The 12,558-nt window shown below is 50.3% G+C and carries 9 protein-coding genes and 2 pseudogenes; all 11 read left to right on the top strand.

The features are described 5' to 3' along the window. Position 1 precedes the first annotated feature (1 nt). Positions 2 to 1,009 (top strand): annotated as a pseudogene (locus E1963_RS10305) (NAD(P)/FAD-dependent oxidoreductase); the annotation flags it as partial. Then, positions 993 to 1,370 (top strand): DUF1667 domain-containing protein, encoded by a 378-nt coding sequence (locus E1963_RS10300; RefSeq protein ID WP_132277725.1) that lies wholly within the window; start codon positions 993 to 995, stop codon positions 1,368 to 1,370. The pseudogene E1963_RS10305 and the gene E1963_RS10300, both read left to right, overlap by 17 nt. A 69-nt stretch (positions 1,371 to 1,439) precedes the next feature. After that, positions 1,440 to 2,687: a 6-phosphofructokinase gene (locus E1963_RS10295; RefSeq protein WP_132277723.1), complete on the top strand. Its 1,248-nt coding sequence runs from the start codon at positions 1,440 to 1,442 to the stop codon at positions 2,685 to 2,687. Positions 2,688 to 2,731: 44 nt separating this feature from the next. Then, positions 2,732 to 2,935, top strand: coding sequence for a hypothetical protein (locus E1963_RS10290; RefSeq protein ID WP_132277721.1), 204 nt, complete (start codon positions 2,732 to 2,734; stop codon positions 2,933 to 2,935). 575 nt (positions 2,936 to 3,510) lie between these two features. After that, a complete protein-coding gene (locus E1963_RS10285) occupies positions 3,511 to 5,001 on the top strand; it encodes a serine/threonine-protein kinase (RefSeq protein WP_132277719.1) in 1,491 nt (496 codons plus the stop codon). Continuing rightward, positions 4,986 to 6,806, top strand: a complete 1,821-nt coding sequence (locus tag E1963_RS10275; RefSeq protein WP_167482174.1) for an Ig-like domain repeat protein — start codon at positions 4,986 to 4,988, stop codon at positions 6,804 to 6,806. The genes E1963_RS10285 and E1963_RS10275 overlap by 16 nt, the downstream gene beginning before the upstream one ends. Positions 6,807 to 7,255: 449 nt before the next feature. Further along, a complete protein-coding gene (locus E1963_RS10270) occupies positions 7,256 to 8,428 on the top strand; it encodes an NAD(P)-dependent malic enzyme (RefSeq protein ID WP_132277713.1) in 1,173 nt (390 codons plus the stop codon). 143 nt (positions 8,429 to 8,571) lie between these two features. Beyond that, positions 8,572 to 8,961, top strand: coding sequence for an RrF2 family transcriptional regulator (locus E1963_RS10265; protein WP_132277711.1), 390 nt, complete (start codon positions 8,572 to 8,574; stop codon positions 8,959 to 8,961). Positions 8,962 to 9,050: 89 nt separating this feature from the next. Continuing rightward, positions 9,051 to 10,814 (top strand): carbon monoxide dehydrogenase, encoded by a 1,764-nt coding sequence (locus E1963_RS10260; protein WP_132277709.1) that lies wholly within the window; start codon positions 9,051 to 9,053, stop codon positions 10,812 to 10,814. Positions 10,815 to 10,829: 15 nt separating this feature from the next. Next, positions 10,830 to 11,282, top strand: a pseudogene (locus tag E1963_RS10255) (4Fe-4S dicluster domain-containing protein). Further along, a complete protein-coding gene (locus E1963_RS10250) occupies positions 11,279 to 12,502 on the top strand; it encodes an NAD(P)/FAD-dependent oxidoreductase (RefSeq protein ID WP_132277707.1) in 1,224 nt (407 codons plus the stop codon). The pseudogene E1963_RS10255 and the gene E1963_RS10250 overlap by 4 nt, the downstream one beginning before the upstream one ends. The last annotated feature ends 56 nt before the right edge of the window (positions 12,503 to 12,558 follow it).

Below are 12,558 nucleotides of genomic sequence, written 5' to 3'. Positions count from 1 at the left end.
CATGCAGGAGTATGACATCGTGATAATCGGCGGGGGCCCGGCAGGGCTTGCGGCCGCTCTGTCTGCAAGAGAACAGGGAATCGGAAGTATACTTATACTGGAGAGGGACCGTGAACTTGGAGGAATACTGAACCAGTGCATACATAATGGATTTGGGCTCCACACGTTTAAAGAGGAGCTGACCGGACCGGAGTATGCATACCGCTATATTGCAAGAATCGACGCCGCAAAGATAGAATACCGGCTTCACACGATGGTGATGGATATAGAAAGCAAGGATGACGGAACAAAGATAGTCACTGCAATGAACAGCCGTGATGGGATGAGGCATCTCTGCGCCCGCGCGGTTATACTTGCCATGGGATGCAGAGAACGTCCGCGGGGCGCCCTTAATGTTCCAGGGTACCGGCCTGCAGGAATCTACACGGCCGGAACGGCACAGCGGCTGGTGAATATGGAAGGATTTATGCCGGGAAAGGAAATTGTCATTCTGGGATCTGGAGACATCGGCCTGATTATGGCAAGGAGAATGACGCTGGAGGGAGCCAGGGTGAAAGCAGTAGCAGAGATTATGCCGGAATCCGGCGGATTGAAGCGGAATATCGTGCAGTGCCTCGAAGATTATGATATTCCCTTGAAGCTGAGCCATACAGTCGTGGATATCAAAGGGAAAGAACATATCGAAGGCGTGACGCTGGCCAAAGTAGATGAGCAGAAAAAGCCCATACCGGGAACAGAGGAAGAGTACCGCTGTGACGCGCTGCTTCTGTCAGTAGGGCTGATTCCTGAAAATGAGCTGACAAGAGGACTCGGTGCAGCCATGGATGGACGGACAAATGGCCCGAAGGTGGACGGACAGCTGGAGACGACGGTGCCCGGCGTATTCGCGTGCGGCAATGTCCTGCATGTCCACGACCTTGTGGACAACGTATCCCGGGAAGCGGCAGAAGCCGGGAGATATGCCGCAGAATTTGTAAAAGGAGAATCAGAGCATGGAGACAATAGAGATGACCTGCATCGTCTGCCCTAACGGCTGCGCCCTGAAAGTCCAGGCAGAAGACGGGGAGATTCTGGACGTTATGGGCAATTCATGTATGCGCGGCTATGCGTATGCCCAGACGGAAGTTCAGAATCCGACGCGTATGCTGACGTCTACGGTGGAAGTGATCGGGGGAGAGCTTCCGCGTGTGTCGGTAAAGACGCAGAAGGAAATTCCAAAAGGCAGGCTGATGGAATGCGCGAGGCAGTTGAAGGGGGTGGCGGCAGAAGCTCCCGTGAACATAGGAGACGTGGTCGTACAGAACATAGCAGAAACGGGAATTGACGTAGTGGCGACTGTTAATGTGCCCAAGAAAACTTCATTTTTATAGACAATTATATAAAAATATACTAAAATAGTCTTATCGACCTCAGAACAGAGTAAAGGAAGGGAATCAGTTATGGAAAAAAATGTTATCGTAGGACAATCAGGGGGGCCGACTGCGGCCATTAATTCAAGCCTTGCGGGCGTATACCGCACGGCAAAGGACCGTGGAGCCAAGAAAGTATTCGGTATGCTTCATGGTATACAGGGACTGCTGGAAGAACGTTATATCGATCTTGCGGACCACATCAAGACAGAACTGGATGCAGAGCTGCTAAAAAGGACACCGGCTGCATTTTTGGGTTCCTGCAGATTTAAGCTGCCGGAAATCCATGAGGACAGGGAAGTATATGAAAAGATATTTTCCATTCTTGATAAATTAGAGATAGAAGCGTTTATCTATATCGGCGGAAATGACTCTATGGATACGATAAAAAAATTGTCTGATTACGCGATCATCACGGGACATCCGACCAGATTCGTCGGCTGCCCTAAGACGATAGATAATGACCTGGCGCTGACAGACCACACCCCGGGATATGGAAGTGCGGCAAAGTACATCGGTACATCGATGAAAGAGATTATCCGGGACAGCTTCTGCCTGGAGTATAACAAAGGTCTTGTTACGATAGTGGAGATCATGGGACGTAATGCCGGATGGCTCACTGGCGCGGCTGCATTGTCCAAAGGAGAAGACTGCGAAGGGCCTGATCTCATCTATCTGCCGGAGCTGTCGTTTGACATCAGGAAGTTTGGGGAGAAGGTGCAGAAGCTGCTCGGCAAGAAGCCGTCCGTCGTAGTTGCAATTTCAGAAGGTATCCGTACAGAAGAAGGCAAATATGTATGTGAGCTTGGCAACAGCGTAGATTTTGTAGATGCATTCGGACACAAACAGCTGTCTGGAACAGCAGCATATCTTGCGAACTATATTGCCGGCGAGCTTGGCTGCAAGACGCGGGCTATAGAACTCAGCACGCTGCAGCGTTCTGCATCGCACGCCGCGTCCCGTGTTGATATACTCGAAGCCTACCAGGTAGGCGGCGCGGCCGTCAAAGCAGCGGATGAAGGGGACTCCGGGAAGATGGTCGTACTCCAGAGGCTGTCAGACGATCCCTACCAGTGCGGAACAGAAGTAAAAGATGTGCATAAGATTGCAAATGACGAGAAGCTTGTTCCAAGGGAATGGGTGAACAAGGAAGGAACGTATGTTACAAATGAGTTCATCTCTTACGTAAGGCCACTCATCCAGGGCGATGTGTCACCGGTTATGGTAGATGGTATCCCGAGGCACCTATATCGTCCGATAGAGCTGGTAAGAAGATAAGAGGAGGGATTACGCTTTGAGGAGTAACTGGGGGTTTAAGTAAAGTGGCTGCGGTCAGGGAGCCGAGTGGCATCTGCTCCGATGCGTCCGAGGTTCCGACTATTTCACGTATCCCTAACCCTCCGGAATGCGCGCCGATAGCGGCTTACATCCCGCAGGATAAGGGATACGGAAAGGATTCTCCGCCTCTCCCGCTTACACCTGCGCATCTCCCACCCGGCTCCCCGCCCGCTATCTACTTCACTTAACAAGGGCGAGGGCGGCCGTGTGGCGTTACTAGCCAGCGGATGACCGCTGGCTGCGTGAGATGAATGACAAAATATAACAAGTTAAATATGTGCAGTGCATAGAAGAAATCTGTGGCCGCCGATGGAACGGTTTGAGCGAGCTTCCAATCCGTTTTACTATGGAGCTTTTTAAATGCCTTTGTTATGCGCTTAAAGCGAGGCGTGCACGCCGTTGCTGCAAGAAGAGCCGGAACCTGGCAGGGGATGTTATCAAATATGACATCCCCGTACCTGATTCCGGCTCTTCTTATATTAGGATTTCTTTTCGTCAAAGGGCTTTAGCTTGCTTGGCCCCTTATCACTATGCTGACACAGCCAAAGCCTTCCCATCGGCGGCCTGGCTTACGAACAATAATATTTCTGTTCTCGCGAAGCTGTGGAGAAAAATGGAAAAGGGGCTTGTGTTTTTGTACAGAATCGGTTATCATATGTATTACTCTATAATATCTCAGTATTTTTAAAGTTCTTTTTATTCCCTCCGGGTGTTGCCGGAAGATTTCCAACAGTAGCAAAAGTAGAATAAAAGAGGTGGTTCTATGTCATCAGTGGGCTTTGATGTGCTTCGCCTGATAGAACATAACCGTTCCTGCTATGTCAGCTCAGAATTTGTGCAGGGCAGCAGTTTGATCCAGTGGCTGAAGTACCATCCCAATATCCCCAAGGAACAGCTATTTTCGTGGATGTATGAGATTATGAGACAGCTGCAGCTGTTTCACAGGCTGAGAGGCCGGCCATGCTATCAGTATGTCAATCCGTACAGTATTATCATAAGCGGCGGGGAAAAGCTGTATCTGCTCGATGCAGGCGCGCAGTCCAGCGAGATGCTTATCAGAAAGATGCAGAGGAAGGCGGTACGGGATAATTTCCTTCCGCCGGAAGAAAATATATATCGTAAAGCTACCATTGGGCTGGATATATACGGATTGGGACGGACATGGCAGTATATGCTGTCGGTCACGGATCCTGCTCCTGAGCTTACGAAAAGGGAAACGCGAAAATTAAGAAAAATCATATCAAGATGCCTGTCCAGGCAGTCCAAACACACGTATCGAAATATCGAAGATATCCAGAGACATTTTCCAATATGCAGAACAAAACCATTACATTTCAAGAAGCAGGTGCTGATTACCGCGGCCATCGTTATAATTGCGGCGGCAGGCATCGCTATACGGGGCGTACCTTTCCGTAGTTCAGGGAGCAGCAGAGAGCAGAACGAGGATACTGTCCGCCAGAGCCCGTCCGACAAGTCGGAAATAAAGAGAAAAGACGACGGCACCAGTGACCTCCTGAAATTCGACATGGGTATGGTCTGCCTTCTGGAGCTGGATGAATATGCAAAGGCGGCAGGCTATCTGGAAGAGGTAGGCCGGTACGGAGCAGACTGCTATGCGATGATTGCCAGATGTATGGAGAAAGATGCGGTGAATGCCGCTGTGCCGGCACTGGCAGCAGCGCTAAAGCGCGCAGAAGATGATATCCCTGAAGGAAGGGAGCGGGAGTGTGTCCATGGGCTCATAAAGGGATATTCATTACTCGGTACAAAAGAGGCAGACTCGGATATCGTCCGCTTGGGGGACGTGTACTTAAGCCTCTCTGGCGGCGAGGGAGGGCGGGAAGAGACGGACAAGGAGATTATGGAGCTTATGGCGGTATCCTTTGAGGAAATGCAGAAAGAGCCGGAGGCAGTATCCATGTATGAGAGAATGCTTGAGCATGAGGAAGAGGCCGGAAACAGGGAGGAACTGTTTGTTAAGATGACGCTTCTGCGGGAAGCAGGCGGTGAGATGGAAAAGGCATGGGAATGCTGCAGAAAAGGTATGGAGGAGCTGCCGGATTCCTCTAGGCTCCGGCTATTGTATATCCGTTTGCAGTGCAAGGATACATCGGTAGACCGCAATGTATGCGCGGAGACAATAAAGGCATCTATCACACATATGCCGGAACTGGCAGAGACGGAAGAGTTTAAGAAGTTACAGAGAGAATATGGCATCCAGGTGGAAGGGGAAGAAGTATGGGTAGGAAGATAAAAGAGATAACCATAATAATTATAATAATTTTTGCAGTATCAGCCACAGGTTCGGCGCAGGAGTCAAAAAGCCTGGCAAAAGACATGGCTGAAAAGGCCGGAGGCATCTCGGTGACAGGAGACAAAGCAGGCACGGAGAAAAACGGAGATGCGGAGGGGGGAGTGGAGCCGGAACAGCCAGAGGGGCCGGAAGGGCCAGAAGGGCCGGAGGAACCAGAGGAACCGGAGGAGCCGGAAAAGCCTATAGAGAAGTACGAGTTCAATTGTCCCGGCCCTGATGGAAAGAGTGGCTATTATGTGACATTGCCAAAGATAGAGATCATTCATGTCAGTGAATACGGAGTCACCAAATTCCGTTTTATGGACGGAGAGGGAGGGACTGTGCAGGGAGAGCTGGCGAAAAGCGGAGACAGGGCATGCATCGGTCCGGAAAAGTTCAAGGAAGGCGGGAACAGCATATATGTCTGGATGGAAGACGAAGATGGAGGTAAGGTGGAAGATTCTGAATGCAGCAAACAAGTGCTTGTTGACACAGCCGCCCCCGATATTCAGCTCTGGGCACCGTCCGGACTGGATGCATGGTACCAGAGGGAGGCTTTGCTCAGCGTAAGGTGCAGGGATGGGGAAAAGGGCAGCCAGATAGAACAGATATCAGCATATGCAGGAAAGCAGCTGCTCGGCACGACGACAAATGCACAGGCCGCCTTTCTTATCAGCCAGAAATCCATACAGGGGAACGGGGTTCCCGTAACAGTGTGTGCTGTCGATAAAGCTGGAAATAAAAAGGAAGTGTCCCGGAGGATGTATATTGACAGTGCACCCCCGGTTATAGCGATACAAGGTATTGACAACTATATGATAACGAGCCGTCCGGCAGAGGTATGTTTCCGTGCAGAGGATGACAACATATTAGATTCGGTCACGGTAAGAAATATGAGAGAGAGTCCGGAAGGAGATGTGGAGGAGCTTCCTGAAAATGAATGGCTGAGCGAGGAGGAGGCCAGCGTCATGCGTCAGCGGCTGAGCGAGGACGGCATATATAAGATGGAACTGACGGCCTCAGACCGTGCGGGCTTTGTCAGAAGCCAATCGGCACAGGTCATCGTTGATAAAAAGAATCCTGTGATACGGTTCGTAGATGAACTGGATGGCCGGTTTGTGAGAGAGTTCCGGTGGAACCATACGCTGGAGGAAACCATAAAAGACTTTACCACGTACGCGTATGAAATCAGGCTGGATGGTAAGATGTATCCACCGGGGAAGAAAGTAAAGACAGAAGGCGTCCACACGTTTCAGGTCAAGGCTGTGGATGCGGCAGGCAACAGGGCCGAGGCACGCGCGCGGTTTATAATAGACCGGACACCGCCGGAGATTGTATTCGCCGATGTAGAGGAAGGCAGAGAATATGAAGAAGCGTGCACGTTTAAAGTGCTGTTGGAAAATAAAAACGATAGGATTGAAGAGATATGGATTAACGGAGAAGAGCAGGCGGTAAATGCGCGCAGCAAAGTCTACCAGTATACGGTGCAGGAATACGGGGAACATATTGTGAAAGTCAAGGCATGTGATAAGGCAGGAAACCGGTCGGAAGCTGACCTGGGATTTGAGATTGTGAAGAAGGAGACCATTTTTGAGAAGATTATCAAGCCTGTCAAGAAAAGATTTGTGCCGGAGGGGAAATCTGTCAAAGAGATAGAAGGAAGGCCAGATGGCAGAGCTGTGCAGCGAGGGCCCGTACTGATTCTGTTTACTGCTGCCGCTGGTACTGCGGCAGGCATTGCATGTTACCGGAAGTGGAAAAAATAATACAATACATTAAGAAGAACCGCTGTAAACAGGTACGGCGGTTCTTGCAGATCATAAGCGTGTCTGACAGGTTAAGCCTGCATAAAAGGGAGGATGCCAGGAACCGGCAGCCGGCCCCTGGCATGTATTATGAAAAAGTTTATTCAAAATAGTATTTTACTACTAGACAGTTGGTTTGTTCGGTATCAAACGTCTTTGTTCTTCATTTGATAATCTTAGTATAAGGTACACGTATGAAGAAACAATGTTAAAGAAGTGAAAGTTTCTTGAATGATAAATGAATAAACTATGAACGATTGTACGGATGGCAAAGGAAAGAGAATGCTATTGTCCGCAGAAAGCTGAAACATCTGGTGTAATCATTCGGTTGCTATTTTTAAAACGCTACCCTATAATATACATATGAAAAATAAATATACATAACAGTATCAGATGATGGAGGAAATGTCATGGACTATGCAAAAGAATCGTTAAAGCTGCATTATGAGTGGAAAGGCAAGATAGAGGTGACGGCAAGAGCAGCAGTGGATAATAAAGAGGCTCTTTCCCTGGCTTATACACCAGGGGTGGCACAGCCGTGCCTTGAAATCAAGGAAGATATCGACAAGAGCTATGACCTTACCCGCCGGTGGAACACGGTGGCGGTCGTGACAGATGGGACGGCAGTGCTTGGGCTTGGGGATATCGGACCGGAGGCGGGCATGCCGGTGATGGAAGGCAAATGTGTGCTTTTTAAGGCATTCGGGGATGTGGATGCCATTCCGCTGTGTGTCAGGAGCAAGGACGTGGATGACATTGTCAATACCATCGCTCTGCTTGCAGGCAGTTTTGGCGGTGTCAACCTGGAAGATATCAGCGCTCCCCGCTGTTTTGAGATCGAGAAGAAGCTTAAGGAACGCTGCGACATCCCAATCTTCCATGATGACCAGCACGGTACCGCGGTCATTACGCTTGCAGGGCTGATTAATGCGCTGAAGCTTGTTGGTAAGAAGATGGAAGATGTCAAGATTGTGACAAGTGGTGCAGGTGCGGCAGGTATTGCCATCATCCGGCTGCTTATCAGCATTGGTGTGAAGAACGTGATCATGACGGACCGTATGGGCGCAATTTACAAAGGCAGAGAGGGACTGAACCCGATCAAGCAGGAGATGGCTGAGATTACGAACGGCAATTGCGTAAAGGGGACGCTGGAAGAGGTTATCAGAGGTGCGGATGTATTCATCGGCGTTTCTGCACCCGGGACGCTGACAAAAGAAATGGTCGGTACCATGGCGGAGGATGCCATCGTATTCGCCTGTGCGAATCCGGTTCCGGAGATATTCCCGGAGGATGCTAAGGCCGGCGGTGCGGCGGTGGTCTCCACAGGCCGCAGCGATTTTCCGAACCAGGTCAACAATGTGCTGGCATTTCCGGGCATATTCAGGGGTGCGTTGGATGTCAGGGCATCGGATATCAATGACGAGATGAAGGTGGCGGCGGCATATGCGCTGGCCGGACTTGTAAGCGACGAAGAACTGGATGCAGACTATATCATACCGGCAGCTTTTGACGCAAGGGTAAAAGATGCGGTTGCAAAAGCGGTGGCAGACGCTGCAATTAAAAGTGGAACGGCCAGGATATAGCATCTTGTTGATATATCGGGGATGGGAGCAATCAAAAACCCCTTCCCGATTATTTTGTGACTTGTAATGTGTGCCAGTATATGGAAGATAAAAGTTGACAAAAAATATCCAGTATGCTAATATTTTAACAAAGAGGTGGACATATGCTTTTGACAAGAGAAAATGATTATGCCATTCGTATGCTCCGTGCGATGAAGGACGGAGAGAAGCACACGATGAAGGATATATGCCAGGAAGAAGAGATTCCGGAAGCATTTGCATATAAGATAGTGCGCAAGCTCCAGAAAGCGGGAATCGTGGATGTCGAGCGGGGCGCGTCCGGCGGGTGCAGAGTGGGAAGAGGCCTCTCGGAGCTCACGTTATATGACGTGGTAACTGCTGTGGACGAAGAACCGGTAATTATGCCGTGCCTCAGAAAGTCCTGCAGGAGGAACACGGGTGGAAATACGTGCAAGGTGCATGTGGAACTGGCCGAGATACAAAGGGTCCTTGTGAGAGAATTAAAGGCCCGTACGCTTTCGGATCTGTTTTAAATATAGAAAAAATAATCCCTCCGAGGCGGGGGAGAATTTTTATAAAATTAAAGTGGACTAAATTAATCAAGTATCGAGAAGGTAAGACTATGAATCAATGTTTTGGCTGTAACACGTGTAAAAGTGCGGATAAGCCGCTGGAAGGGTATATCGCAGGACTTCCTGTCGAGACTTCACACCACCGCGTGGAAAATCAGAGTACGAAGTGCGCATTTGGGCTGCAGGGCGTCTGCTGCAGGCTGTGTGCCAATGGCCCGTGCCGTATCTCGCCGGAAGCTCCGAGAGGAATCTGTGGTGCGGATGCAGATACGATCGTGACGAGAAATCTTCTGAGGGCGGTTGCTTCAGGTTCCGGCTGTTACATACATATCGTAGAGAATACAGCTCTCAATGTAAAGAATGTTGCCAAGACGAAAGGGGACATCAAGGGAATCGCTACACTGGACCGGCTGGCATCCATCTTTGGCATAGAAGAGGCTGATGTATACAAAAGAGCAGAAGCGGTAGCGGAAACGGTGCTGGAAGATCTGTATCTGCCGGAATATGAGAAGATGAGGCTTAAAGAGAAGATGGCCTATGGACCCCGCTATGCCAGGTGGAAGGAGCTGGGCATACTGCCGGGCGGCGCGAAATCCGAGGTGTTCCATGGGGTGGTCAAGTGCTCGACGAACTTGAACTCGGATCCGGTCAACATGCTGCTTGACTGCCTGAAACTTGGTATTTCAACCGGAATCTACGGACTGGTGCTTACGAACCTGCTCAATGACATCGTGCTTGGAGAGCCGGAAATCCGATTTGCACCTGTAGGCTTGAGGGTAATTGATCCGGATTATATCAATATCATGATAACAGGGCACCAGCACTCTATGTTTACGTTTCTTCAGGACCGGCTGACCGACGCGGATGTCGTGGAAAAGGCAAGAAGGGCCGGGGCAAAAGGATTTAAGCTGGTAGGCTGTACATGCGTGGGGCAATATCTGCAGCTTCGGGGAGCGCATTACACGGAGATTTTTGACGGCCACGCAGGGAATAATTATACGAGCGAGGCAATTCTGGCTACAGGCGGTATCGATGCCGTCATATCTGAGTTCAACTGTACATTGCCGGGCATTGAGCCAATCTGCGACGAACTGAAGATTAAGCAGATATGTATCGACAATGTTGCGAAGAAGGCAAATGCGGAACTCAAGGAATTTGAGACCGGAGTCAGCGAAGTGTCGCTTAAGAATTTCCTCGGGGGCAGCTGGAAGCCCCTCATTGGCCTGATTGTCTCTGGAGACATCAAAGGCGTCGCCGGCGTTGTGGGATGTTCCAACCTTACGGCAGGGGGACATGATGTATTGACTGTAGATCTCGTGAAAGAGCTGATTGCAAAAGATATCATTGTCCTGACGGCAGGATGTTCTTCAGGAGGGATTGAGAATTGCGGCCTGATGACGCCGGAAGCGGCACAGCTTGCCGGTCCGAAGCTTAGGGCTGTCTGTGAAAAGCTTGGGATACCTCCGGTCCTGAATTTCGGTCCGTGCCTTGCCATCGGTCGTCTGGAGATCGTGGCAACTAAGCTCGCAGAAGAGCTTGGGGTAGACCTGCCTGAACTTCCGCTTGTACTTTCCGCAGCCCAGTGGCTGGAGGAACAGGCACTGGCAGACGGATGCTACGGCCTGGCTCTCGGCCTTCCCCTCCATCTTGGCCTTCCACCGTTCGTGACGGGCAGCAAGACAGCAGTACAGGTGCTGACAGAAGATATGAAGCAGCTGACTGGGGGACAGGTGCTAATCAATGGAGACGCGAAAGAATCCGCGGATATCTTAGAGAAGATCGTAATGGAAAAACGACTCGGTTTGCACATATAGAAGGGGGCGGTGATTATGAAACGTATCATGATTGATTGTGAAAAATGTGATGGCTGTAAGAACTGCTCCGCGGCCTGTATGCAGGCTCACAGAAAAACGGAAGGTACGATATATGACCTTGACCTGGCAGACCCTGAGAACGAGTAGAGAAATTTTATTCTGAAGGATCAACAGGGCAATTACAGACCACTGTTCTGCCGCCATTGTACCGAGCCGGAGTGCGTAAAGTCATGCATGAGCGGAGCGCTTAAAAAAGACCCTGAGAGCGGGCATGTGTTTTACGATGAGAACAGGTGCGGTTCCTGTTTTATGTGTGTCATGAACTGCCCGTTTGGAGTGCTTAAGCCCGACAGAGTGACCAAGAGCAAGGTAATCAAATGTGACTTCTGCGTGAATGCCGGGGGAGATCCGTCCTGCGTGTCCTCCTGCCCGAAGAAAGCCATATTCGTAGAGGAGGTGCAAGAATGAGATACGTGATTATCGGTGCGGGGACAGCAGGGCTGGAAGCCGCCAGAACAATCAGGAAGGAAGACGGTTCTGCCAGGATATCTGTAATCTCTGCAGACACGTACATACATTCCAGATGTATGCTTCACAAATATATAGCAGGAGAGCGTGACGAAGTGCAGCTTGACTTTACGGAAGATAATTTCTGGGATAAGTTCGATATCAACTGGATGAAAGGTGTAAAGGTATGTGCAGCCTGTCCGGAAGAGAAGGTGATCGTACTGGAGACGGGCGAAAAGGTGGGCTATGACAGGCTTCTTCTGGCAAATGAGGCCGACAGCTTTAGTCCGCCGGTCGGTGAATTGAGAAAAGCGTCCAATGTATTCGGCCTCAGGAATCTAAGCGATGCCCAGGCCATTGTAAAGGAGGCCGGACACGCAGAGCAGGTTCTGGTCATCGGGTCAGGTCTTGTCGGTCTGGACGCGGCTTACGGCCTGCTTGAAAAGGGAAAGAAGATAACGATAGTCGAGATGGCACCCCAGATACTGCCCGTGCAGCTTGATGACCATGCGGCAGAAGCCTACCAGAAGCTTTTTGAAAGAGCCGGAGTACGCTTTATCTTAGGACGAAAGGCCAGCGAAGCAGTATGTGGGCACGACGGTAAGATTCACAAAGTCACATTGGATAACGGTGAAGAGATTCCGTGCGACCTGGTTATCGTGGCGGCAGGGGTCAGGCCCTCGTCAGCTTACCTGGAAGGCAGCGGCATCGCCTGTGAACGGGGTGTGACGGTAGACACGCATATGCAGACGAACAAGCCCGGCGTATACGCTGCAGGAGACATCACCGGCCTCTCGGGAATATGGCCCAACGCCACAGAACAGGGCCGGGTGGCAGGCAAAAATATGTGCGGTATCCCGGAAATGTACACAGATACATTTGCTGCCAAAAATACCATCAACTTCTTTGGACTCGTGACACTGTGCGTCGGAAGAATAAGAGAGGAAGAAGGCGACCAGGTTCAGATAAAAGAAGACCGCAGGCAGTATAAAAGAGCCATCCTTCGCCAAGGAAAGATAGAAGGCATACTGCTCCAGGGAGATATCTCTAACGCAGGCACATGGCAGTACCTCATAAAGAACAGAATAGACATAAGCGGCATACAAAAAGACATCTTCGGCATCAGTTATGCAGACTTCTATCAAGTAGATGAGACAGGCAGATACGAGTGGGTGGTTTAAATAAATTGGCTAAATAAAGTGGCTGCGGGTGGGGAGCCGGGTGGCATCTGCCCCCT

The sequence above is a fragment of the Extibacter muris genome (genome assembly GCF_004345005.1).
Lineage (GTDB): Bacteria > Bacillota > Clostridia > Lachnospirales > Lachnospiraceae > Extibacter > Extibacter muris.
This window is presented reverse-complemented; position numbering and strand designations above follow the sequence as displayed.